The following is a 25,570-nucleotide window of genomic DNA, read 5'->3' on the forward strand; positions in this document are numbered from 1 at the left end:
GATATCACTTTGGACAAAGTCTTAAGGAGGCGCAGTTTGGTCCTAAGCTGATATCACTTTGGACAAAGTCTCGTATTTTTAAAATTATGCGTAAAAAAACGCCCCATTAAGGAGCGTTCTCAGATTATACTTCCATAATAATAGGCAAGATCATTGGCCTTCTGCCAGTCTGGCTGTATAGGAACGGATTGACGACGTCGATGACTGCTTTCTTGATACTCGACCAGTCCTTCGTGCCCCCCGCCAGTTCTGTTACAATTTTATCCTTGATCAGTTCTTCTACATTCTTCATCAGGTCGCCAGATTCCCTGACGTAAACGAATCCTCTTGTCACGACTGTCGGCTTGTTGACAAGCTGCTTCTTTTCGCGGTCGATCATCATGGTGACGATCACAAGTCCGTCCTGGGACAGGACTCTTCTGTCCTTTAACACGATATGTCCGATATCGCCGATGCCGCTGCCGTCAACATATACTGGCTGCGCTGGTACTTTTCCGGCAACCTGGCCGCCCTCATTAGATAACTCAAGAACATCGCCATTTTCTAAAATAAAACAGTTTTCACGAGGGATTCCGCATTGCTCTGCTAATTTGACATGCTGGTTTAGCATGCGGTACTCACCGTGAATCGGAATGAAGAACTTCGGATTCAGCAGCTTGATCATCAACTTCTGTTCATCCTGCTTGCCATGTCCGGAAGTATGGACTTCACTGATTTTATGATGGATGATTTCTGCGCCCATACGGTGCAGCTTATCAATCACTCGGTTTACGCTGATTGTGTTGCCTGGTATCGGCGAGGAAGAAAATACAATCGTATCTCCAGGAATGACGGAAATTTGTCTGTGCGTGCCATTTGCTATTCTCGCAAGTGCCGCCATCGGTTCCCCCTGGCTTCCTGTACAGATAATTGTCATCTCATTGCTTGGAACCTTCCCAATTTCATTGACGCTCACGAACGCCTCATCTGGTGCAGAAATATAGCCCAATCTGCGGCCAATTTCAAACGTCTTTTCCATGCTGCGGCCAACAACGGCCATTTTCCGATCATACTTAAGAGACGACTTCACCACCTGCTGGATCCTGTCAATGTTCGATGCAAACGTCGCGAAAATGACACGGCCGTCCACCGTCTGGAATATATCCTCGATAGCTTCACCGACTCTTTTTCTGAGACAGAAAAACCTGGTACTTCGCTGTTCGTGCTATCCGATAACAGACAGAGCACTCCTTCACCGCTGACTTTGGCGATTTGTTGAAAATCAGTTTCCGCACCTACTGGCGTCAAATCAAATTTGAAGTCACCGGTATGGACAATGTTCCCCTCCGGAGTCGTCACGACAACACCGAAAGAATCGGCGATACTATGCGTCGTCCTGAAAAAACGCACCTTGATATTCTGGAATTCCACGACTGTGTCATTTTTGACTTGGTGGAATTTAACGCCTTTGATTTTGTGCTCCAGCAGCTTTGACTTGATTAGCTCAACTGCGAAATCGCCGCCATAAATTGGCGCCTTTACATCCTTCAGCAAGAATGGCAGACCGCCGATATGGTCCTCGTGGCCATGTGTCACGAAAATTCCGACAAGCTTGTCCTGATTTTGCTTCAAATAAGTATAATCCGCAAGCACATAATCAATCCCAAACAACTCATTATCCGGAAACTTGATTCCGCAGTCCACTAACACCATTTCATTTTTGTATTCGATTACATACGTATTTTTTCCGATCTCACCAAGACCGCCTAAAGCAAAAATTTTAAGATCCTTTTTCAATTTCGTTTCCATAGTTCAACTCCTGTTTCTTTGTTCAAATGTATTTATCAATTCCCATGGGAATCATAGTCAAAAAAATAGTGAAGAAATCGTTGAAGAAAATTGGGGTTTGAAGTTCTTAAAATATACCATAAAATAAGCATTTCAACAAATAATGCTATCCTCAGTACTATTTAGACGAGTATTTATGGGGGAAAGTTGCTGAGACGGATAATTTTCATCCTGAGGATTCTTTTCGGTCAATGCAGTGGCTCTGCTTTTACCGTTTTCGCTCCTTTCACTCCTTTTCGGGCAATGCAGCGGCTCTGCTTTTACCGTTTTTCCTCCTTTCACTTCTTTTCGGGCAATGCAGCGGCTCTGCTTTTACCGTTTTTCTTCTTTTGGCTCTTTATTGGGTAAAGCAGCTGTATAAAGACTCCTTCTATGTGACCTTTTGTCGATGGTTCAATTAATTTGGGCTTATAGAAAATTTCTTACATTCACTACCTGCCAAACATCAAAAACACCGCAATCATATCATGCGATCGCGGTGTTTCGTGGTCCTTACAATATATCCTTGAACGTCTTTGCCTGCTGGTCCAATTCGCGGGCGGCACTTCCGATTTCTTTGAAGGCGGTGACCGCTTGTTCATTGAGTGTCTGGTTGTTGATGATGCCATTTTGCGAGCGTCTAGTGGCTTCGTTGATTTTGGTGATTTCGCCTGCTATTCCTTCAATGTGTTCATTGACTTCCTGGATGGAATCCTGGACACGCGTGGCGAGCTTCCTCACTTCTCCAGCAACGACATTAAAACCTCTTCCATGTTCCCCGGCCCTAGCGGCTTCGATGGCTGCGTTCAGGGCAAGCAGATTGGTTTGTGCGGCAATTTCGCGAATGGTCTGCACAATGCTGCCGATCGATTTGGCCTGTGATTTAAGCGATTCGAGAATTTGCAGATTTTCTTTTGATTCCTCTGCCAGTTTGATGGCTGCAGTGGCTGCTTCTTCACTTCTTGTAATGCCCAGCTCAGCCCGGCTGCTTACCTCTTCAGACATCTCCTTAAGCTGCTCGGCCAGTCTGGTTGTATTCAACTCCCGTTGTGTTATATCCGTGGCCACTTTTACCACACCCGCGACTCTTCCCAGAGAATCGTAAACAGGTGTATATGTAGCCTCCAGCCAGAGCAGTTTCCCTCTTTTCGTGACTCGTTGGATTTTCTCCTGAAAGCTTTTTCCATTGCGGAGGTTCCTCCATAGCTCTGTGTATTTCCTGCTGGCCGCAAACTCTGCTGTACAAAATTGTTTATGCAAAAGTCCTGGCATTTCTTCGACACGATAGCCCATTGTCATCGCAAAGTTTTCATTTGCCCAAAGCACTTTTCCATCGGGATCAAATTCGATCATCGCCAAAGACCTTTCAATTGCTGTCAGGACCGCGTCTTCTTCAAAAACCTGTGTGCTCATCTTTTCCATTCTAATCTGCATGTTGTCTCCTCTTAATCATTTGATATGTATCTTTGTTACTATCGTACTAGTCTTTTATGCTCTTCGACAATTTTGAATATGCTCTGGTCCTCTGCACCATAGAAAACACCAAACGACTCATGTTAAGATAATGTATAATCTAAATGAAGGATGGGATTCTTTTGGATCAAAAAATCTTGCCCGCATCTTCAAACATGAAAGAATTTGAACAGTTTCTCGAAAGTCCTTATGAAATTGGCGTCATGCTGGAAGTACATATCGCTCAATTGAAAAATATCAATGCGATGGCGAAGCGCTATGGGAAAAAAATGATTTATCATGTGGATATGATTCAGGGGTTGAAGAGTGATGATTTTTCAACCGAATATATATGCCAGGAATACAAACCGTATGGCCTGATTTCCACGAAGTCGAGTGTCATTTTAAAAGCAAAGCAAAAAGGAGTGCTAGCTGTGCAAAGAGTATTCCTGATTGATTCCCATGCACTCGAAAAAAGCTATAAACTCATCCAGAAAACCCGCCCAGATTATATTGAAGTTTTACCGGGGGCGATGCCTTGGATGATCAAGGAAGTCAAAGAACGAGTGAACATCCCGATCTTTGCAGGCGGCCTGATCCGGACAACCGAGGAAGTGAAGAATGCTTTGGATGCCGGGGCCACTGCGATTACTACATCTAAAAGCGAATTATGGGAAATAATCCAATTTCAAAAATCAGACACATGAAAATCCCAGGTGGCTGTGATATAATGATTACAAGTTAATAAATCGGGTAGGAGAACTGGAGAGACCACGATAACATTTCGGCTTTTGGGCGATAATGTTGTTTGTGGTCTCTCTTTTTTTCATATTAAGGAGGCGTAATAGATGAGATTTTCAAATCTCGACCGTAAAAATATAGTATCCAAACTAAAAAATGAAGCATTTGATGTCCTTGTCATTGGCGGCGGAATAACCGGTGCCGGAATAGCTGTGGATGCAGCCACAAGAGGAATGAACATTGCTTTGTTGGAAATGCAGGATTTTGCAGCAGGCACTTCAAGCCGTTCCACAAAGCTCGTGCACGGCGGCCTGCGTTATTTAAAACAATTCGAAGTGAAAATGGTGGCTGAAGTCGGCAAGAACGTGCGATTGTATATGAAAATGGCCCGCATGTCACTACACCGGAATGGATGCTCCTCCCCTTCCATAAAGGCGGAACATTCGGCAGCTTTAGTACCTCTATTGGTCTGAGGGTGTACGACTTTTTAGCAGGCGTCAAAAGATCGGAGCGCAGAAAAATGTTCAGCGCGGCCGAAACATTGGCAAAGGAACCACTCGTAAAAAAAGACGGATTGAAGGGCGGCGGCTATTATGTTGAATACCGCACCGATGATGCCCGCCTGACGATCGAGGTCATGAAGCAGGCTGTTGAAAAAGGCGCAACACCATTGAACTATTCTAAAGTTAAAAATCTTATTTATAAAAATGGGATTGTTGTAGGCGTCTTGGTTGAGGATCTTTTAACAGGCGAGGAATATGAAGTTCATGCCAAAAAAGTTGTTAATGCAACTGGCCCTTGGGTCGATGGCATCCGTGAAATGGATGATTCAAAAAAAGGAAAAACCCTCAAGCTGTCAAAAGGTGTTCATATCGTCATCGATCAATCACGCTTCCCGCTTAAGCAGGCGATTTATTTCGATACACCAGATGGCCGGATGGTCTTCGCGATTCCGCGCGATGGCAAAACCTATGTTGGCACGACCGATACTTTTTACAATGAAGACCCAATCAACCCTGGCATGACAGAAGAAGACAGAAGCTATCTACTTAAAGCAATTCACTATATGTTCCCTGACGTGAATGTTACGGAAAAAGATGTAGAATCCAGCTGGGCAGGCATCAGGCCGCTGATTCATGAGGATGGCAAGGCTCCTTCGGAAATTTCCAGGAAAGATGAAATTTGGGAATCAGATTCTAAACTGATCACCATCGCTGGCGGCAAATTGACTGGCTACCGTAAAATGGCGGAAACGATTGTCGACCTGCTTGCCGAGAAATTCGCTAAAGAAGAAGAACTCAGCTTCCCTGGTAGCCAGACGAAGAACCTGCCTATTTCCGGCGGAGATGTCGGCGGTTCTGCAAACCTTGATTTTTTTGTGGAAAAACAGCTTGAAGAAGGCATGAGTGCTGGCCTTACAAAAGAAGAAGCCCGCCGTCTTGCCTATCAGTATGGATCGAACGCTCCGATTGTGTTCCAGCTTGCATCAGAACATAAGAAAGAAGCAGTTCAATATGGCCTGCCATTGGAATTGTTCGCGAAGCTGATTTACGGCATCCAATATGAAGCGGCAGCAACACCAGTCGACTTCTTCAACAGACGTACAGGAGCGATTTTATTCGATATCGACCTTGTGCATAACTTCAAGGAAAATGTGATTAACTTCATGCGCGACCAATTCAGCTGGAATGACCAGCAAACTGAAGCCTTTACCCTGGAGCTTGAAGGAGCATTAACAGAAGCAGTTGTTCCTGTAAAATAGCCAGCAAAACCCTGATCATGATGATCAGGGTTTTTGGCCTGTTTTCGAGTAGATCAAGCTTTCTTTATCCATAATTCTTCTGGTGTTCCTTTTTCATCTCAAGATACTCTTGATCGGTTCTGGCCTGTTTCCACTTTTCCATAAAAATGGCGGCAGATTCAGCCTTCACTGGATCGTTCTGGCGTTCGTTCACCTTGCCGTCCTCGTCATATTTTCTGCCGCCCTTATAATTCGTATAGCGACGGGCATGGGTATAGCACATCTGCAGAAACTTCCTTGCCATGTCCATGCCGACAAAATCATTTTTCGCTTTATAATCCAGGAACATCTTATAGATTTTTTCTGAGTTGTCTGGTGCAGCGGCATTGACATCGCAGGCTGGCCTGTCAGGTTTGCGAGCTGGTTAAAATGCGTGCGGGCAAGATTCTTTTGTGCGATCTGATCGACAATGCCCGCCTTCTTTAAAACTCTGCCAAGTCCTAGCTTCCCGACTGTGCTGATAAGGAATTTTTCAGATGAAGACGGCTCCAGTTCACCGATTTTTGCTGGAGGATGAGCTGTTGTGTATCATCAACGGTTGTCTGGCTGCGGACAAGGAAATTCTCTGAATACCCTGCTGGCTAATAAGTATTCGTTCCTTTTGCTGATTTGCAATTTTGGCAGAGTTGTAAATAGCCTTTATATTCTATGGTATATATGTACTGATTTACCTGATTATTATATATATTCACATTACTTGAATGATTTTTAATTCACTTTTTTTTAGATCACAAAACATTAATAACCCTTATATAGCAATACTTCGAAAGATTTATCCGTGATATTTTTTTTGACAATCCACACTTCAAAAAGTATTCTAGAATAGAAAATAGGGAGGGATAATCATGTCTAACTATAATAGGCAGAAAATTGTGGATAGTGTTCCTCAAACAGGATTCTTCGGACATCCAAAGGGACTTTTCACGCTTTTCTTCACTGAGTTCTGGGAACGTTTCTCTTACTATGGAATGAGAGCGATCCTCGTATTCTACATGTATTACGAAGTATCGAAGGGCGGCTTGGGGCTTGATGAAACGCTTGCGCTTTCCATCATGTCCATTTACGGCTCACTCGTCTACATGTCAGGTATTATCGGCGGATGGCTTGCTGACCGGATCTTCGGTACATCACGAGCTGTGTTCTACGGCGGAATATTGATCATGTTAGGTCATATCGCGCTTGCAATTCCGGGAAGCGTCACAATGTTCTTCGTGTCGATGATTCTGATTGTTATCGGAACGGGTTTGTTGAAACCAAACGTTTCAACTGTCGTCGGTGAAATGTACAGCGAAAAAGACACTCGTCGTGACGCTGGTTTCACTATTTTCTATATGGGGATCAATGCAGGTGCATTCCTTGCGCCACTTATCGTTGGAACAGTATCTAAGGCTTACAACTTCCATTACGGCTTTGCAATTGCCGCTATTGGTATGTTCATTGGACTAGTTGTTTTCGTTTTAACAAAGAAAAAGAATCTAGGTCTTGCAGGTACCGCTGTACCAAACCCGCTTTCACCATCTGAAAAGAAGAAGACTTTTACGATTTTCGCTATAGCAGTTGTCGCAATCGGTATTTTAAGTGCTATTTTAATTCCTGCTGGACTTTTAACATTCGAAAGCTTTATCAACCTTGTAACAATTCTTGGTATCTTAATTCCGACTGCATACTTTATCGTTATGTATCGCAGCCCTAAGACAACAGAAGTGGAACGTTCACGTGTTCTTGCCTATATTCCTTTATTCCTTGCGGCGGTCATGTTCTGGGCAATCCAGGAGCAAGGCTCAACAATCCTTGCTAACTATGCGGACAAGCGTACACAGCTCGAGTTCGCTGGTATGACCATTTCACCGGCATGGTTCCAGTCACTGAACCCATTATTCATCATTATCTTTGCACCGATTTTCGCAGGATTCTGGGTGAAGCTTGGTGACCGCCAGCCATCAATTCCGAAGAAGTTCTCATTCTCATTGATGTTCGCAGGTCTTTCATTCCTGGTCATCCTGATTCCTGCATATTTCACAGGTACAGATGCACTGGTAAGCCCATTATGGCTCGTACTTAGCTACCTGATCGTTGTATTCGGTGAATTGCTGATTTCTCCTGTTGGACTATCAGCAACTACCAAACTTGCTCCGGCTGCTTTCTCCGCACAAACAATGAGCCTCTGGTTCCTTGCAAGTGCTGCAGCACAAGCAATCAACGCACAAATCGTTAAGTTCTACTCACCTGAAACAGAGATGGCTTACTTCGGTACAATCGGAGGAGCATCCATCGTACTAGGTATCATCCTTTTCATCTTGTCTCCGAAGATTCAAGGTTACATGAAGGGTATAAAATAAAAAATTAATATAGAAGACGGCTACTCCTAAGATGAGAGCCGTCTTTTTTTGGTATTATCATAAATGCGAAAATCCATCGCTGATAAAAATTTTTAAATGATACATTTTCAGGGTACCTTTTATAACAAGAAGCTTATGAGAGGAGAGTCGATTTTGACATATATACTTTTGGCAGTAGGTTTTGCATTGCTCATAAAGGGAGCAGATTATTTCGTGGAGGGAGCTTCTAAGATTGCCACCATGCTCCGGGTTCCGCCTTTATTGGTCGGTTTGACAATTGTAGCCTTTGGAACAAGCTCACCTGAGGCGACAGTAAGCATGATTGCGGCAATGGAAGGCAACAGTGATGTTTCTCTTGGGAATGTTGTTGGAAGCAATATTTTCAATATCACTTTGGTCGTCGGCATCACTGCTATGATCAATCCACTTGCAGTTGAAACGACGACAATTCGAAAGGAAATTCCATTTACCTTGCTGGCAAGTGTTGCGCTTGCGGTCGTAGCCAGTGATATAGCGCTTCAGATGGCGGGTACCAATTTAATTGGCAGAAGCGAAGGAATCATCCTGCTTCTTTTCTTTCTGATTTTCCTGTATTACATCATCGAGGTTGCCTTGAATAACCGTGAACCAGTATCGGATGTGCCTACAGCTACAGGCAAAGTAACTTGGGGAAAGAATATTTTCATTACAATCGCCGGTCTGGCTGCGATTATTTTCGGCGGAGACCTGGTAGTTGACCATGCAACAACCATCGCCCTATCCCTGGGGATGAGCGAGACGCTGGTAGGTTTGACGATTGTGGCTGTCGGAACCTCACTGCCGGAATTGATCACATCCATCACTGCGGCCCTGAAAAAGGAAAGCGAAATCGCACTCGGCAATATTGTCGGAAGCAACATCTTTAACATCCTTTTCGTTCTAGGTGCTGCAGCTACAATATCGCCACTCGCTGTAAATGATAAAATCTTCACCGATATTGCCATAATGATCATTTTAACGGCAGTGCTACTGATTTTTTCAAGGTCGAAATTCAAAATCTCCAAGGCGGAAGGCGCCATACTTGCAGCAGTTTATATCGCCTACTTGGTATATATTATTTTACGTAATTAAAGAATTGAAAAGGGCCTGACTGGATTAGCAGGCCTTTTTTCCATGAATCTGATTGTCAGCTAACGCATGCTTGCAATTGTGTATGTAATCTTACAGACTCTCTATTTTGTTTAAGTTTGATTCTTTCCGATAGCGTATAATCGTCAGGTCTTTGTTGATGTCTTTGGCCTCTCCGGTACGCTTATACCCCATCTTTTCATACAAATAGCAGTTCCGCTCTTCAGTAAGGATCGTATCAAGCTCCCATGCATCCGCCTCCGGTACATGAGTTCCAGCCGTTTCATGGCTTCCTGGGCAATGCCTTTATTATGGTATTTTTCAAGGATATTGATGATATGCAGCTTCATCAATCCAGGGGACTTTTCATAGACATGAACACTACCCGCAAGCATGCCTTCAAAAAATATTTTATAATAATCCCCCCGCTTAAACCTTGCGGAGAATTTCTCCTTTGTTTGGGTTACCGGGCTTGTTTCATGATCCTTGTATTTTTTATATAAAGGCATGAATACTTCTTTTTGCAGAGCTAAAAGTTCATCAGCATCATCTGCTGAAGCCTTTTTGAGAGCGATACTAGATTTGACCATGTCAAATAATAGGTCGAAATAGTTGAACGGTATGAAGTCCCCGGTCTCTGCCATTTCCCTTATTTCCGCTTCACTCGCCCATTTCGCTTCGGCGACTTCCTCTTCCTGAAGATGCAAATCCTCAATCGCAACATTTTGCCTGACGAGCCAGATATCATCGAAGCCTTGCGAAAATTTCACAGTAAATAATCTGTCGCCTTTTTCGATATCCAGGTTGATTCCAAGCTCTTTCATATAAAAGAACAAAAAGCGCAAGCGCCTCGTTCTGCCCCGACAAGCGCTGGAGGGCCGACCAGTGAAGTCATTCTTTGACTTCATTGGGCGGACCGAAACCGAAAAGTATAGCCGACTGCCCAGAAACGCAGAAACTGGAGACTCCGACAAAGAAACGCTTTTTGCTTCTGCCGGCGGAATTGAAGTTTCGGAGTTTCTAGGAGGCGACACTAGACAAGCGACTCGAGGGGCTAGGCGCTGGAGCTGGATTAAGAAAACCTGGATAGTTATCCACACTGAAAATATTTTGTAATTTCCTATTAAATAAAAAAAGAAGCATGCTTTCCATGCTTCTTTGTGCTCTATTTCACTCTTTTCCGTCTCATCCATTGCGTTGCGGCCCATTTGTCACCAATGACAACTGGCGCTCCGCCATGCAAGGTCAAGTCATTCAAGTCTTGATTGTCATAGAAATATTCAAAATAAACGGCACTGCCCTTTTGTGGGGACACCGAGAAATTGAGCTTAGGGAAATAAGTTTCTCCCCCCTGCTCGACATCATTCAGATACATGACGAGTGTACTAATCCTCGGGTTGCTTACATTTGACGCGAAAAAGTCAAAGTGGGCTTTGTACTCCTGGCCAATTTTATAATTTAAAATCTGCAATCCTTCACCATGCTCATCTGGAATGTTCATAATTTGCGAGATTCTCTTTTCAACCCGTGCAACAACCTCGTTTTCGGCATCTTCGATAAACGTGCTGCTGCTCGTCCTAAGCTGGTCAACTTCGCGGGTATTCCCGATTTTTGAGCGCTGCAGTTTGTCCTTTGACAGCTTCATAAGCTCATCGCATTCTTCGTCACTTAGCACATTTCCCAAAATGACGATTAGCGGTTCTTCCATTCTAGCAATTATGTTGATTTCACGATCGTCGGTTTTGATTTTGTTTCCGATATGACTAAAAATCGTAGGTTCTTTTACAGTTAAATCAACAGTATCCATTCTCAACTTTCATCAACCTCTTAATAATAAATTTTTCAAAAGTTAGATTGATATATAAACGAAAGCATCATTCATCCTTTATGTCCCTTGTCCTCTGTAAATCAAAATGGATGACAAAACCGATTATCAAACTCTATTCAATTTTCAATTTATTTTACAACGGGGGAAGGTGTTTTACTATCTTTTTTTAATTCTAAATGAAAAAAGAGAGTATTAAATTTCCAAATTGCATAGGACGATAAAAAAAAGAGGAAAAACCCCGCTTAAAGGTTTTTCCTCTTTTTTCATTTCAAGTCTGAAGAATCATCATAGTCGTAGCGGAAGCCGTCTGTTTGTTTAGGAGATTGTTCGTTCTTTTTGTTTTTTAAGTCCTGTTCGATTTGATTCTTATCTTGCCGTTTTTTGTCAGAGTTCAACGAATTTGCCTCCTTTTTGTTCCCTATTATCCCAAGTCTTTCTTACTAATATTCATAAGGCTGAATATAGTGGAAACACTAGGAGTACAAATTCTTATAACTTCGAGGCCAAGCATGCAGCGCAACTACGCAATCGATTTTATGCAATTTTGCCATATTGGCAGTCGTCATTATTCATACATTCCCAAGCAATGACCAGCTGGGATATTTCGTTCTTGATAATCTTTCGAGGTTTGCTGTTCCATTTTTCTTTGTCGCTTCAGGCTATCTGTTCATTCTAAAGGTTAGTGATAATCCTCAATCCTTTGCTTACTTCAAAAAATATGGATCAGGCTCTGCTTTATGTAATAATAATCCCCCAGGCAAACCTGAAGTCTTTATTTTTCCTCAATCAAGTCCCTTTTTTCCAGCCTCTCCAAAATCCGTCTCTTTTGATATAGCATCGTCGCGGTTTCCGCAAGGTCGCTCACCATCGACCGGTTGGCGAAAGCGCCGAAGACAATCCCGGCCACCGGTACCATCTGGAGCAGTTTTTTCCAGCCGAATGATTCTGTATATGTTAAGGTAACCTCGCGCCAGCCCTGAAGCTGCGAGATGACTTCCCTTGATTTATTTTCATTGTTAAAATCGCTCAATTCATTCAATATGGCCTGTTTTCCAACAACATCCGCTGAAGAAAACTGCAGGCACTTAATGATGAATACACGTTCCTTTTTATCTCTTGGATCATAACCATGGATGATCGCGATATCCTGGATTGTTTTTAGCGAGAGGGCCAGAACAGCAGGAATATCAATCGCGAGCGTAAAAATTCCGCCGATTCCCGTACTTGCTCCCTGGATCGTCGCCGCTTTCTTTCGTTGCTCGCCAAGTGCCAGTGATGCCATCTTCATTTCTTCCACCGGAACGCGCTCCATATCTGTAAGCTGGCTAACTCTCCTTCCAGTCTTTTCTCGAAAAATTGAAACACAGACTTCTCGCTTGTTAAATATTGGCCTCCCGTTTGAATGTAGCTCCCCAGCTCATCAAGCAGGACCCCTACCTTCTCCTGGATGAACTTTGGCGTAAACCGGTCAAGCATCTTGAATGGCAGACGGGTCAGGCGCTCCCAAAACCAAAGCCCCTTCTGGTCCTTTTCCCATTTTTCAATTTCCTTTAGTTCGTTCAATAAGTAGTCCCGTGCATCCATCTGATTCATCCACCTGTCATTTTTGATACTATATTAACGGTTTACATCATAGGAAGGTTTCATTTTAGTTCAATGTTATAGAATTCTTTTGCCAGTCCCTTGAAGCGATCCGAGTCTATTTCCTCTTTCTTAACACCATCTTCCGTCCATTGGGTAAAACTAGTTTCCGTTAACACCATGCTCCCGTTTGCCGTCACTCTTGTCAGCAATGGCTTTTTATTAAATGGAGACTGCGGATGTTCCGTAATGATTTTCTTCATTTCTGATAAATCGCTGACATTCTCCACCGGCTCTCTGGAATCAAAAGCGTAGCCGATTCTCCAATCAGGATCCTTATACTTCAGCTTCATCTCTAAAATATAATCTCCAAACTCACTATCATGTTGTTTAACACGGAAATCCCCGTTAGGAGAACTAATATCAGTCCCATCCAACGGCACCGGCCTTAACGGCAGGTTCCCGCCAAAACCGGTATCAACCAAATATCTTTTGCCTTCGTCATTCAGTAATATCGCAGCATGCGTCCTGCCTGTCGGGCTGAAGGCCTTAAGGTCAGGAACGTATACTGACCCGCGGATCAGCTGGACATCCAGGCCATTCTCTTTTAAAAATAAATAGAGGATGCCGTTCAAGTCATAGCATAGGCCGCCTTCATTTCTATGGATGATTTTGTCAACTAAATTATCCTCATTCAATTCATTTAAATCACCAGAAAGCGTGCACAGGTTTTCAAATGGGATAGCTGCTGCTGTCCGTTCTAGAATTTCATCCATTTTTGCTAATGTGACAGGCGTTGTTATAGGCAGCCCGATTCTCTCACGGTATAGCTGGTTTAGATTACTCATTTTCCAATACCTCTTTCCGTTAAGCTATCTATCGTAAAGATACATGAATTTATTCAAAAAAGCAGACATTTCAATACAGGTCTTATTATTCATTTTCTATCATTTAAATATATTTATTCCGACAACTTTCTTCATATTCAAATAGATTTTAAAGGAATTACGATAAAAACTGACATCCCTTTATACTAAAATCCTATTATCTTGTAAAATCGTGTAGTATTTTAGGACTATTTTCATGTAAACAGCCTGCTATATTGTCATTGCTGGCTAAGTAAAAGTATTGTAAAATTGAGAAGAAAGTTTATTGCAAGCGCTTGCATGATTTGGGATTTTATTTTTTTGCCGAATTGTGCAAACGGTTTCACTTAGATTCCTTAATAATAGAAAGGAGGACATTTTTTCTACTACTCTAGCTACATCATTCAATCTAGGGAGGAAAAAATACGTATGAGAAAAAGCACAAAACGTAGTTTCTCTATTTTCATGACAGCGATCATGATTTTGAGTTTATGGCTTCCTTTCGTACCTGCCCAGCAGGCTAATGCTGAAGGAACGACTGTCACCTCAGAATCAACTGAGCGCAAAGTACGCTTTACCTACATTCGTGAAGACCAGAATTTTGGTGAATGGAATATATGGACTTGGAACACAGGTGTGACTGATGGCCAGGTTGATTTTACAACAAAGGAAGGCAGCAAAGCTGTTGTTGATATCCCCGTTGGCCCTAACACTGCGCAGATGGGCTTTGTCCTTCGCAGTACTGATAATTGGGATACTGCACAAAAGGAATTTGGAGACCGCTTTATCAACGTCAACAAAAATGATTCCTTAACAAAAGCATTCATCACAAGTGGGGTAGAACAAATTCGCATCGTTCCTGATGGATCAGCTCCAGTCATTGATAATGGAAAGGCAACTTTCTTCTATCGTGATAAAGAACTTTTCGCTAACGATGCAATGGGCTCAATTGAAAAAGTAGAATTGAAGTTCAATGGCGAAACCCTTCCAATGACATACCAGCCAGAGAATGAGAGATTCGTAGTTTCATATGAAAACATTCCTAACGGAACAAGTGAATACACATATCTGGTAACAAAAGATGGCGTTACAAATGAAGTAACCGACCCTTACAATACAGTTGATGGGAAGTCGACGATTTCTCACACAAACACTGAGTTGACTGTTTCCGGTTCTGTTACGCCGGAAGAGATTGATTATAACCAAAACGCAGTGCTAACAGTTGATGTAATAGGCCTGACAGATGGAGTCGGTGTCAGAAAAATCACTGCTGATGTTTCTGCACTAGGTGGATCTAGTGCCCTTGAAATCGACCCATCGTTAAAAGAAGTGACAATTGCCGTTGATGACAATGTAACAGCAGGTACAAAATCGATTCCACTAACAGTTACCGATTCATTCGGAAATGCACATAACGCTTCAGCAACTGTTGATGTGAAAACAAGACAATCTGTAGGCGAAAATGACTTTGACTGGGATGAGTCAATCATTTACTTCATGCTGACAGACCGTTTTTTTGATGGGGATTCATCTAACAATGATCCTTACAACCAGAATTATGAAGAAAAAAACGACCGTGGCACATACCAGGGCGGCGATTTTAAAGGAATTACCCAGAAATTAGATTACCTGGATGAGCTAGGTGTAAACACAATTTGGATCAGTCCAGTTGTCGAGAACATCAAGTACGATGTCCGCTCGACTGATGAGCACTCCTATTATGCATATCATGCTACTGGGCCAGCAACTTTGGACAGTTGAATCCTCACTTCGGTACAATGGATGATTTCCATGAGCTAATCGATGCGGCTCATGAGCGCGGTATCAAGATCATGGTCGATGTGGTACTGAACCACACTGGCTATGGCTTAAAAGAAATCGATGGTTCTATGGAAAATCAACCAGCTGGATACCCAACGGATGAAGAGCGCAGCACTTTCAGCAGCATGCTTCGTCAGGGCTCGAATGTTGGTACAGATGAAGTCGTTGGTGAACTAGCAGGCCTTCCTGATTTTAAAACAGAAGACCCTGAAGTCCGCCAGCAAATCATAGATTGGCAGACAGACTGGATCGAAGCAGCTACAACTGGTAAGGGCAACACAATCGATTACTTCCGTGTCGATACAGTGAAGCACGTTGAAGATGCTACATGGATGGCATTTAAAAATGCTATAACTGAAAAAATGCCTGAACATAAGATGATCGGTGAGGCTTGGGGGGCGAGTGCTGACAACCAGCAAGGATACCTTGAAACAGGTATGATGGACTCCCTGCTTGATTTTGACTTTAAGAATATTGCGCATTCCTTTGTTAACGGAAACCTGAGTGCTGCAAATGATGCGTTGACTGCACGTAACGCAAAAATAGATAACACGGCCACTTTGGGACAGTTCCTTGGAAGCCATGACGAAGAGGGATTCCTTCACGCTGCTGGAAATGACGAAGGCAAGCTGAAGGTTGCTGCTTCCCTGCAGGCGACAGCTAAAGGCCAGCCGGTCATTTATTACGGTGAAGAACTTGGACAAACTGGCGCAAATAACTATCCGCAATACGACAACCGTTATGACCTTGCCTGGGATCAGGTTGAAGGCAACGATATCCTTGCACATTATAAGAAGATTTTGAACTTCAGGGGAGATCATTCTGAAGTATTCGCAAAAGGTGAGCGTTCAACGATTGGCGGCACAGATGCTGATCAGTTCATGGTTTTTGCAAGAAAGCACGGAAATGAAGCAGCCTATGTCGGCTTGAACGTTGCTGACAGTGCGAAAGAAGTAACATTAACGGTTGATGGCGAAAATCCAGTGGTAACAGACCACTATTCAGGTGAAACTTACACTGCTACAGCCGGAAAGGTGACATTAACAATCCCTTCTAAAGCGGATGGCGGTACTGTTTTACTAACGGTTGAAAATGGTACGATCATACCTGCTGAAGATGGCAATGGTGATGGTGACGGCGATGGCGGCGGCGATGGAACGGTTGAACCAATCCCTGCGAACCATGTCCGTATCCACTACAAGCGTGATGACAACAACTATCAAAACTATGGAGCATGGCTGTGGAACGACGTAGCCTCCCCTTCTGCCAACTGGCCGACTGGCGCTACAATGTTCGAAAAAACGGACAGCTATGGTGCGTACATTGACGTCGAGCTTGCAGATGGCGCAAAGAACATCGGCTTCCTCGTCATGGACGTAACAAAAGGTGATGCTGGTAAAGACGGCGGAGACAAAGGATTTACAATCATTTCACCTGATATCAATGAAATTTTCATCAAACAAGGCGATGACAAGGTTTATACTTATGAACCAGTCAACCTACCTGAAAACACTGTCCGCGTCCACTATGTACGCGACAATGCTGATTACGAAACTTTGGGTTATGGAACTGGGGCGATGTCGCTGCACCTTCAGATGGTTGGCCAACAGGAGCTGCTTCCTTCTCTGGCACAGACCGTTACGGTGCGTATGTTGATATCCAGCTAAAAGAAAACGCGAAGACAATAGGTATGATCACTCTCAATAAGACCAACGGAAACAAGGATGGCGGCGACAAATCATTCAACCTGCTAGACAAATACAATCACGTCTGGGTTAAACAAGGCGATGACAATGTCTACGTTTCTCCTTACTGGGAGCAGGCTACGGGCCTGACATCTGCTGAAGTGATTTCCGAGGACACGATTTTACTAAGCTTTACCATGACTGACGGCTTAACTGCTGAAAATCTGAAGTCGAAACTGGAGATTAAAGACGCAGACGGTACAACTGTTGAGATTGAAAGTGTGGAGATTGCAGGAGACAAAAAAGTAGAAGTAAAAGCTCAATTTGATTTAGAAAAGCTTCCTTTGTCCATCACGTATTCGGGCAGAACGGTTTCTGCTTCATCCGGTTGGAGAATGCTTGATGAAATGTTTGCTTATGAAGGTGATGACCTAGGTGCTACCTATAAGGATGGCGCAGCAACATTGAAGCTTTGGGCTCCTAAAGCAAACAAGGTTGTGGCGAACTTCTTTAACAAGGACAATGCAGCAGAGCAAATTGGCAGCATTGAATTAACAAAGGGTGAAAAAGGAGTCTGGTCTGCGGACATTGCTCCTGGCGCCCTGAATGTAACTGACCTGAAGGGTTATTTTTACCAGTATGAAGTTACAAATGATGGAGTGACAAAGAAAGTTCTTGATCCTTACGCAAAATCAATGGCAGCGTTCACGGTGAATACGAAGGGTGAAGCTGGTCCTGATGGCGACACCGTTGGTAAAGCAGCGATTGTTGACATGAGCGGTACAGATCCTGAGGATTTCGATCATGCAAAAATTAAAGGCTATGAAAAGCGTGAAGACGCAGTAATCTATGAAGTACACGTACGTGACTTCACATCTGACCCTTCAATCGAAGGTGATCTGAATGCTAGATGGGGTTCTTACAACGCCTTCGTCGACAAGCTGGATTATATTAAAAAGCTTGGCGTTACACACGTTCAATTACTGCCTGTCATGGCGTGGTATTATGGCGACGAAACAAAGATGGGCCAAAGAGAGCTTGATTACTCTGCGGGCGGAAACGAGTACAACTGGGGCTATGACCCACACAGCTACTTCTCGCCGGATGGCGCATATTCAGAGGATGCAACTGATCCTGAATTACGTGTAAAAGAACTGAAACAAATGATTGATGCAATCCATGATGCAGGAATGGGTGTTGTCCTTGACGTTGTTTATACTCATATGGCACAATCCAGCCAGCTGAATGATATCGTTCCTGATTACTATGCGTTCCAGGATGCACAAGGAAACTTCCTTGGCGGCTTCGGAAACAACCTGGCAACAAGCCATACTATGGCTGAAAAGCTTATGGTCGATTCAGTGAAGTACTGGTTCGAAGAATACAAGATTGATGGAATGCGCTTTGATATGATGGGTGACGCAACCTACCCTGCAGTCCAGAACGCGTACGATGCAGCTGCATCTGTAAATCCTGATGCATTGTTCATCGGTGAAGGCTGGAGAACATTCGCCGGCCACATCGCTGAGCCAGAACTGGCTGGCATGGGCGCTGACCAGGATTGGATGGATAAGACAGATGACGTTGGTGTTTTCTCTGACGAAATCCGTAACGAATTGAAGTCTGGCTTCGGTTCTGAAGGTGAACCTCGATTCCTGACTGGTGGAGCTCGTGATATCAAGACGATTTTCGACAACATCAAAGGCCAGCCTGGCAACACAGCTGACGACGATCCTGGCGACATGGTCCAATACATCGCAGCACACGATAACTTACCGCTATATGATGTCATTGCCCAATCGATTAAAAAGGATCCGGCAATTCCTGAAAACAATCTTGAAATCCACAAGCGGATTCGGCTTGGCAACTCCATGATCCTGACGTCACAAGGTACTGCATTCCTTCACGCAGGACAGGAGTACGGCAGAACGAAGCAATGGAAAGGCGAAGGTGTTCCTGAGCAAAAGTATCATGAATTAGCGGATGAACAAGGAAAGCCATTCGGCTACTTCATCCATGATTCATACGATTCTTCAGATGCCATCAACATGTTTGATTGGCAAAAGGCTACAAACAAGAAGAAATACTCAGTTAACACAACAACACAAGCTTATACTCAAGGCTTGATTGAGCTGAGAAAATCAACGAACGCTTTCCGCCTTGGCGAAAAAGAACTCGTTGACCAGAATGTAAGATTGCTGGACTTGCCTGAAATCAACGATAACGACTTAGTTATCGCATACGAAAACGTATCTACCGATAAGACTGGTACGTACTATGTATTCGTCAATGCTGATATGAAAGCTCGTACGTTGACTTTAGGTGATCTTGACTTCTCTAAAGGAAAGGTTCTTGTTGACAACGATGAGGCTGGGAAAACTCCGGTATCCAAAAAGTCAGGTTTCAAGCTGTCAAAAGACAAATTGACGCTTGATCCATTAACAACTGTAGTCATCAAAGTAGACCACAAAGGCAAGAAGAAGTAGGATTTCTCGGCAGGTATCATCCTAATCAGATGGTACTTGCGTTATTTTTGCCTTGATAGTTTACTAACATTCGCATCAAGGGTATCATTAATTAACCAACATGAACGCCTTAGGAGAATCAGATGCTAGAAGACAGATTGTAACAGATTGTATAAGGGCCGCGGCTCGTAGTGTATTGTTTTGCTGCACGGAATTAGCGGGAACTCGAATATTTTTTAGTTAGCCTGAAAAGCGTAAGTGCCTTGGTCAGCCCCGACATGCGCTGGAGGGCCGACCGGTGAAGTCGCTCTTTGACTTCATCGGGCGGATCGAAACGTCTCGAAGGGCTAGGCGCTGGAGCTAGACACTAATATACTTTCTTATAAGATAAAAATAGGGAATGAGCCAGGCAGCTCATTCCCCTTTGTTTGTTAACGTTTAATAATAGAATGGATATCTCGGTGGGCAGCATGGATAATATGGCGGGTATGGGGGATAAAAAGGTCGCGGATAAAATAACGCTCCGCCCAACAATCCACCAGCCAAACCACCTAAAAACGGTAATCCAAAGCCCCAGCCGATAAACCTCTGATCCTGCGAACGATAAGGATGTCTGTATGCACGCATCCGGCTTACCTCCCTCTTCTCTTTTTGTATTCACTAACTTTATATGCGTTTATCACGGTTTTGGCTTGGGCGAATGCACCTATATAAGCGATGAAGCCTTTTCAAGACTTCTTTGGCGAGTGCTCCAACACGCTTTATTGATGACCTCTTTTCCCAAAATCTAGACTTTCAGGGCGCCAATACGCCAGAACAAAAAGCGCAAGCGCCTTGGTCAGCCCCGACAAGCGCTGGAGGGCCTGACAGTGAAGTCGTTCTTTGACTTCATTGGGCGGACCGAAGCGATTCGAGGGGCTAGGCGCTGGAGCTGGATTAAGAATACTACATGTAGTTATCCACAACTAAATAAATTTTATAGTTTCCTAACCAACAAAAAAGAAGCATAAGAACCCCCCGTCTCATGCTTCTTCAAAAATTAAACTTTAAACTTCGCGACCATTTCTCTCAGGTTCTCCGCCAGACTTGCTAGTGAAGCTGATGATGAGATGACTTCTTCCATTGATGCCAGCTGCTCTTCCGTTGCGGACGCGATTTCTGCTGTGCTTGCTACGGAATCGCGGGCGATTTTGGTTACCTCTTCGATTGAGGCATTTACCTGCTGGACACTTGCCGACATTTCCTCAGATATCGCGGATACCTCCTGGATTTCCTCGCTGACATTTTCGATCGATTTTAGAATCTCTTCAAATGTCCGACCCGTATACTCAACTAAAGACACCCCTTCAGATATCTCGACCGTTCCTTTATTCATCATTTCCACAACCTGATGGGTTTCTTTTTGAATAATCTCGATCAAGCCGGAAATCTGGCTGGCTGATTTCCTCGATAGCTCAGCCAGTTTCCTTACTTCATCTGCGACAACGGCAAAGCCTTTGCCATGCTCCCCGGCCCTTGCAGCTTCGATCGCTGCGTTCAAGGCAAGCAAATTCGTCTGATCAGCGATACCGGTGATGACTTCGATGATTTTGCCTATTTCCGCTGATTTACGATCCAGGTCTTTAATGACTCCATTGGTTTCGCTTGTCGCATCATTGATCGACTTCATCTTCTGAATTACTTTTTCCAAAGATTCCTGGCCGGCCTGTGCTTGTTTTGCCGTTTCAGCCGCAGACTCGGCAACGGAAGAAGTCGTTTCGGCGACTCGCTGGATACCGCCTGACATCTCACCTACCGCTTTCGCACTTTCTTCTGTATTTTTGCTCTGGACCTCGGCACCGCCAGCAACCTCCTGAATGGCTGTTGCAACCTGGTTCGTAGCAGAGTTGGTTTGTTCCGCACTTGCCATCATTTCTTCTGCGGATGCCGCAACCTGCTCGGATGTACTGCTTACCTGATAAATTAAATTCCTCAAGTTGACTGCCATGTCATTGAAATCTGCAGCTAGCTGGCCAATTTCATCTTTATTCTTCACATTGATTTTCTCAATAGCCAGGTTTCCGCCAGCCATTTGCTTTACCGCGCTTGAAACAAGCTGGACAGGCTTTGAAATCATCCTGCTAATATATGTAGCTATCACAATTCCAATGATAAAAGCCGCTGCACTGAGCGCAATGATCAGCAAGGCTACTTTCTTTACATTACCAGACAACGTTTCACTCGTTGATTCCAGGGCATCTTGCTGGTACTCAATCGCGTCCTCAGCGGCAGAATTCAGGCTGAAGATAAGCGGATTTCCTTTTTCCTGCATCAATAATCTGACTTTTACCAGTTGTTCATCTCTTATTAAAAGAAAAGCCTCTGAAGCCACCTCATAATATTGTGCCTCAGCTGCAACAAGGTTTTCTCCTACCTTTTTTCCTTCAGCTGATGCTGTTGTGCTTAAATATTTCTCAGAGCTTTTGTCAAAATCTTCTACCGCACCCTCAAATTCAATCAGGCTTTCACCATCTCCATTGGCCATATACTTTTGGAGAGCCAGCTGCTCTCTCATGATTGCATCCTTCATCTCGACAATCAGATTCAGCTTTTCCATCCGGTCATCAATGGATGTAGAATACTGGCTGTTCATATTGTTAAACTGAAAGTTCGTGATGATGGCCACGAGCGCCAATAAAGTTAAAACCGAAAAAAGCCAGCCAATAGTTTGGCTCGAACACTGAATTTCATCTGTGGTTTTGCGAATCTTTTCTGTGGTTTTGCGAATTTCTTCTTGGATTTCATTTTCCGCTCTCCTGTCCAGCAATAGATTAAATTACCACTCTTACCTTCTATTTCGGTTTAAATTCAGAAAATTTTAGGACTTTAGCCATAAAAACTAAAAAGGACGGTTCTTTCTTCCGAATGGAAGTTAAGAACGTCCCCATGCTTCTAAGTGAGCCTGCGATATTTAATTTCCCCGCCAATGATCGTCATTTCAATTTCCATTGTTAAAAGTTCATCCGGATCTTCCATATTAAATGGATTGGTTGAGTAAACAGTCAAATCCGCTAATTTCCCCCGTGCAATCGTGCCTTTCAGTGTCTCTTCGTTTGTCGGATAAGCCCCTAATTCAGTGAAGAGTCGGAACGCATCGACCATCGACAGCTTCTGCTCCGGCACATAGCCATCGTGAGTTTCACCCGGCTTTTTTCGCGTTACTGCCGCATGGATTCCCAAGATTGGATCGACTGGTTCAACAGGAGCATCCGAGCCTCCAGCACAAATGACACCTGCTTCCATCAAGGTTTTCCAAGCGTAGGAAAGCTTGATCCGTTCTGCGCCCAGACGCTCCTGAACCCATGGAAAATCACTCGCGATAAAACGCGGTTGGATATCGGCAATTCTGCTCGGTCCCTTCAAGCGAGGAATCAATTCCTCCTTAAAACCTGCGCATGAATCAGGCGGTCTCGATAAGCCGCTGCCGGGAACTGGTCCAGCACGTCGAGAATATTTTCCAGAGCCTGGTCGCCAATCGTGTGGACAGCAATCGGCATGTCCAGCTCTCGTGCACCTTTCACGATTTCGTATAAATGCGCCTGGTCGTACATCGCATCTCCGTAATGGCCTGGCGCATCGCTATATGGCTCTGACAACAGCGCTGTTCTCTGTCCAAATGCTCCATCGGCAAAAATTTTCACCGCACCGATTTGCAGCGTATCATTGCCATAGCCTGTGTACATGCCGGCTTCTTTTAGGTTTGGTAAAAACTCATGGTTAATCAATAGATTGCTGCGCAAGCCAAGCTGCTCTCCATTTAAAAGCTCATTGAATAGATTCCACGTTTTTTCAAGCCCGCCGAGATACAGCGAATCATTTGTATGCACACTCGTCAGCCCTTTGCTCATCGCAAAATGCATCGTCTGCCGCATCGCTTTTTTCCAGTCGTCGCAGGAACGTTCAGGGATGTGCTGTCTGACCAGATTTGCCGCTGACTCGAGGAACATGCCGGTCGGCTGTTTCGTGACTTCATCGAGTACGATGGTGCCGCCCTCCGGAACTGTAACGGCTGAATGATAGCCGCACACTTCCAGCGCCTTGCTGTTGACTAAAGTCGCATGGAGGCACGTCCTTGTTAAAAATAACGGGTTGGCTGGCGCCACATAATCCAGTTCGGCAATCGTCGGAATTCTTCCGTCGGTAAAAAGATTCTCATCCCAGCTGCTGCCGGCAATCCATTCACCAGGCTGAAGCTGACTGGCTTTTTCCTTTATTTTTGCCAGCATCTCATGTTTGGTCATGATTCCGACAAAATCGAGATTGATGAAGCTATCCGCCATGATGGACAGGTGAAGATGGCTGTCAATCAAGCCTGGCGTAACCGTCTTCCCTTCGAGATCAATGATTTGTGCCTGGCCGCCCCAGTGCAGCACCATATCCTCGGTAGTTCCCATATCAATAAAACGGCCATTTTCAATGACCACTGCCTGTACAATTGGATTGCGTGAATTAAATGTATAGATGGTTCCATTTTTATAAATGTTCTCACGAAGATTCTCCCCCTTGGACAAAATTGATATCGGTTATGTCGCAGGTAAGGAATAAATTTGGGATGCCTGGGGAGTGCGTTTGGAGTTTGATAGAAGGGGATATTGGAAAGGCTCTGGCATGCAAAAAGCAATGACAGAAAATAACCTATCATTGCTTTTACAATATACGTTATCTCCCATTTCGATCAGTAGTTCTCCATGCACAAACCCAGCATGACAGTCTGCTCCTTGTTCAGAAAGCATCCCAGCAGTAATCAGTCTGACCCTGATTACGCTTCGGCAAACAACCCTTTCCCCCACCATCAACGATTGTCTATCTCCGATGGACTACTCTTGTTATTCGCTCCTCTACCTCACCAATCTGATAAGATCATATGAAATTAGCTTAATAGTATCAGATTTATCAAAATTCGTAAAATGTTCACTGATTTTTTGATGACACTTTTTTAAAATGAAAGAAGAAAGGAAGTTGAATATGATATTAAAAGAGAGAACCAAACCAGAAGAATTACAATTGTTGCAAGCGTTGAAACCCCGGATGGAACTGGAAGAGAAAGATGCGCAAAACCTGCGAACGCTGGAAAAAGGCTATGAAGGTGAAGTGCAATTCGACCATTGGTTTACGAACTATAGAGCCGAATGCCTCATAATCAACGACCTGCTCCTTGAAGTGAATGGCACCCTTTTTCAAATTGATTCTTTAGTAATCACACAGGACCGGCTGCACCTTTTTGAAGTGAAAAATCTAGAAGGTGACTATTATCTGGATGGAGACAAATTTAAGACTGCCGCCGGCAACGAAACTAAAAACCCCCTCCATCAATTAAATCGCGCAGAAACTCTGCTGAAACAATTGCTGAAGAGCCTGGGCTTTTACACACCACTTGAACCTCACCTCGTGTTCGTTAACCCGGAATTCACCCTCTTGCAAGCACCACTTAAATCTCCAATTATCTTACCAAGTCAAATGAATCGTTTTATGAAAAACATGAATAGGACTGCCTCAAAGTTAACAGGCAAACATACCAAACTAGCCGAGGCTTTATTGGCATTGCATGTTAAGAAATCACCATATACCAGAGTACCGGGATATAATTTTGAGATGTTGAGAAAAGGTGTTATTTGTGGGTCATGTGGGGAATTTTTGGAGAGTTTCGAGCGTAAGCGGATTATATGCAGGCATTGTGACTCCAGGGAAGAGGTTGATTCTTTAGTGTTGCATACTGTTAACAGCTTTGTGATACTCTTTCCCGACCAAAGAGTGACCACAACAGCCATTTACGAATGGGGGGATAGCACCCTGCCTAAGAGAGCCATAAGAAGAGTCTTACAGAAATACCTCACAGTGAAAGGAGAGTGGATTTCCACTCATTATGAATAATTATTTTAAGCCCGAAAGAAGGCCAAACCTCTTTCGGGCTCTATTTAATGTAACGATAATCTTCATGACTCCTGTTTTATCCCCACTTTATTCCCTTTAATGTGACGATAATCTTCGCGTCTCCGATTTTATCCGCACATTATCCCATTTAATGTAACGATAATCTTC

The 25,570-nt window shown here is 43.8% G+C and carries 13 protein-coding genes, 7 pseudogenes and 1 riboswitch; of the genes and pseudogenes, 9 read left to right on the forward strand and 11 right to left on the reverse strand.

The features are described from left to right. Window positions 1-124: 124 nt before the first annotated feature. Window positions 125-1,788 (reverse strand): annotated as a pseudogene (gene rnjA / locus JCM21738_RS08220) (ribonuclease J1). Window positions 1,789-2,319: 531 nt separating this feature from the next. Continuing rightward, window positions 2,320-3,240: a methyl-accepting chemotaxis protein gene (locus tag JCM21738_RS08225; protein WP_023625896.1), complete on the reverse strand. Its 921-nt coding sequence runs from the start codon at window positions 3,238-3,240 to the stop codon at window positions 2,320-2,322. A gap of 161 nt (window positions 3,241-3,401) precedes the next feature. Here JCM21738_RS08225 and JCM21738_RS08230 point away from each other — a divergent pair, with 161 nt between their 5' ends. Together JCM21738_RS08230 and JCM21738_RS26670 are read left to right on the forward strand one after the other, a co-directional pair. Continuing rightward, window positions 3,402-3,965: a glycerol-3-phosphate responsive antiterminator gene (locus JCM21738_RS08230; protein ID WP_023625897.1), complete on the forward strand. Its 564-nt coding sequence runs from the start codon at window positions 3,402-3,404 to the stop codon at window positions 3,963-3,965. A gap of 141 nt (window positions 3,966-4,106) precedes the next feature. Beyond that, window positions 4,107-5,761, forward strand: a pseudogene (locus tag JCM21738_RS26670) (glycerol-3-phosphate dehydrogenase/oxidase). Between the two features lie 64 nt (window positions 5,762-5,825). On the opposite strand, the pseudogene JCM21738_RS08240 reads toward JCM21738_RS26670, so the two are convergent. Beyond that, window positions 5,826-6,107, reverse strand: a pseudogene (locus JCM21738_RS08240) (DUF4385 family protein); the annotation flags it as partial. A 538-nt stretch (window positions 6,108-6,645) separates the two neighbouring features. On the opposite strand from JCM21738_RS08240, the gene JCM21738_RS08245 reads away from it, so the two are divergent. Continuing rightward, complete coding sequence (locus tag JCM21738_RS08245) at window positions 6,646-8,139, forward strand: peptide MFS transporter (protein ID WP_023625900.1); 1,494 nt, start codon at window positions 6,646-6,648, stop codon at window positions 8,137-8,139. 153 nt (window positions 8,140-8,292) lie between these two features. Next, the gene (locus tag JCM21738_RS08250; protein ID WP_023625901.1) at window positions 8,293-9,249 is read left to right on the forward strand and encodes a calcium/sodium antiporter; all 957 of its coding nucleotides are present in this window, start codon (window positions 8,293-8,295) and stop codon (window positions 9,247-9,249) included. Window positions 9,250-9,392: 143 nt separating this feature from the next. Here the strand turns inward: JCM21738_RS08250 and JCM21738_RS24300 are convergent, their stop codons facing one another. Next, window positions 9,393-10,082, reverse strand: a complete 690-nt coding sequence (locus tag JCM21738_RS24300) for an NUDIX hydrolase (protein WP_052019617.1) — start codon at window positions 10,080-10,082, stop codon at window positions 9,393-9,395. Window positions 10,083-10,131: 49 nt separating this feature from the next. Here JCM21738_RS24300 and JCM21738_RS08265 point away from each other — a divergent pair, with 49 nt between their 5' ends. After that, the gene (locus JCM21738_RS08265) at window positions 10,132-10,362 is read left to right on the forward strand and encodes a hypothetical protein (RefSeq protein WP_023625903.1); all 231 of its coding nucleotides are present in this window, start codon (window positions 10,132-10,134) and stop codon (window positions 10,360-10,362) included. Window positions 10,363-10,411: 49 nt separating this feature from the next. On the opposite strand, the gene JCM21738_RS08270 is transcribed toward JCM21738_RS08265, so the two are convergent. Then, window positions 10,412-11,053: a 2OG-Fe(II) oxygenase gene (locus JCM21738_RS08270; protein ID WP_031308076.1), complete on the reverse strand. Its 642-nt coding sequence runs from the start codon at window positions 11,051-11,053 to the stop codon at window positions 10,412-10,414. A 284-nt stretch (window positions 11,054-11,337) separates the two neighbouring features. Beyond that, window positions 11,338-11,469, reverse strand: coding sequence for a hypothetical protein (locus JCM21738_RS26675; protein ID WP_023625905.1), 132 nt, complete (start codon window positions 11,467-11,469; stop codon window positions 11,338-11,340). 157 nt (window positions 11,470-11,626) lie between these two features. On the opposite strand from JCM21738_RS26675, the pseudogene JCM21738_RS27235 reads away from it, so the two are divergent. Continuing rightward, a pseudogene (locus JCM21738_RS27235) lies at window positions 11,627-11,755 on the forward strand (acyltransferase); the annotation flags it as partial. Window positions 11,756-11,846: 91 nt separating this feature from the next. On the opposite strand, the pseudogene JCM21738_RS08275 reads toward JCM21738_RS27235, so the two are convergent. Together JCM21738_RS08275 and JCM21738_RS08280 are read right to left on the reverse strand one after the other, a co-directional pair. Then, window positions 11,847-12,658: pseudogene (locus tag JCM21738_RS08275) on the reverse strand (EcsC family protein). A 59-nt stretch (window positions 12,659-12,717) separates the two neighbouring features. Then, complete coding sequence (locus JCM21738_RS08280) at window positions 12,718-13,503, reverse strand: arylamine N-acetyltransferase family protein (RefSeq protein WP_023625907.1); 786 nt, start codon at window positions 13,501-13,503, stop codon at window positions 12,718-12,720. Window positions 13,504-13,986: 483 nt separating this feature from the next. Between JCM21738_RS08280 and JCM21738_RS22370 the strand changes: the two are divergent. Next, a pseudogene (locus JCM21738_RS22370) lies at window positions 13,987-19,513 on the forward strand (pullulanase). Between the two features lie 417 nt (window positions 19,514-19,930). On the opposite strand, the gene ymaG reads toward JCM21738_RS22370, so the two are convergent. Further along, window positions 19,931-20,119: an inner spore coat protein YmaG gene (gene ymaG / locus JCM21738_RS23200; protein ID WP_081742084.1), complete on the reverse strand. Its 189-nt coding sequence runs from the start codon at window positions 20,117-20,119 to the stop codon at window positions 19,931-19,933. 242 nt (window positions 20,120-20,361) lie between these two features. Here ymaG and JCM21738_RS24305 point away from each other — a divergent pair, with 242 nt between their 5' ends. Then, on the forward strand, window positions 20,362-20,502 hold the full coding sequence (locus JCM21738_RS24305) for a hypothetical protein (RefSeq protein ID WP_156315512.1): 141 nt from the start codon (window positions 20,362-20,364) through the stop codon (window positions 20,500-20,502). 29 nt (window positions 20,503-20,531) lie between these two features. Here the strand turns inward: JCM21738_RS24305 and JCM21738_RS08295 are convergent, their stop codons facing one another. Both JCM21738_RS08295 and JCM21738_RS08300 read right to left on the reverse strand, forming a co-directional pair. After that, on the reverse strand, window positions 20,532-22,298 hold the full coding sequence (locus JCM21738_RS08295) for a methyl-accepting chemotaxis protein (protein ID WP_243462947.1): 1,767 nt from the start codon (window positions 22,296-22,298) through the stop codon (window positions 20,532-20,534). Window positions 22,299-22,423: 125 nt separating this feature from the next. Further along, a pseudogene (locus tag JCM21738_RS08300) lies at window positions 22,424-24,042 on the reverse strand (amidohydrolase). Window positions 24,043-24,202: 160 nt separating this feature from the next. Beyond that, window positions 24,203-24,380: riboswitch (Lysine riboswitch) on the reverse strand. A 116-nt stretch (window positions 24,381-24,496) separates the two neighbouring features. Here JCM21738_RS08300 and JCM21738_RS08310 point away from each other — a divergent pair. Further along, the gene (locus JCM21738_RS08310; RefSeq protein WP_023625911.1) at window positions 24,497-25,402 is read left to right on the forward strand and encodes a nuclease-related domain-containing protein; all 906 of its coding nucleotides are present in this window, start codon (window positions 24,497-24,499) and stop codon (window positions 25,400-25,402) included. The last annotated feature ends 168 nt before the right edge of the window (window positions 25,403-25,570 follow it).

The organism is Mesobacillus boroniphilus JCM 21738, assembly GCF_000517385.1.
Taxonomy (GTDB): domain Bacteria; phylum Bacillota; class Bacilli; order Bacillales; family Cytobacillaceae; genus Mesobacillus; species Mesobacillus boroniphilus.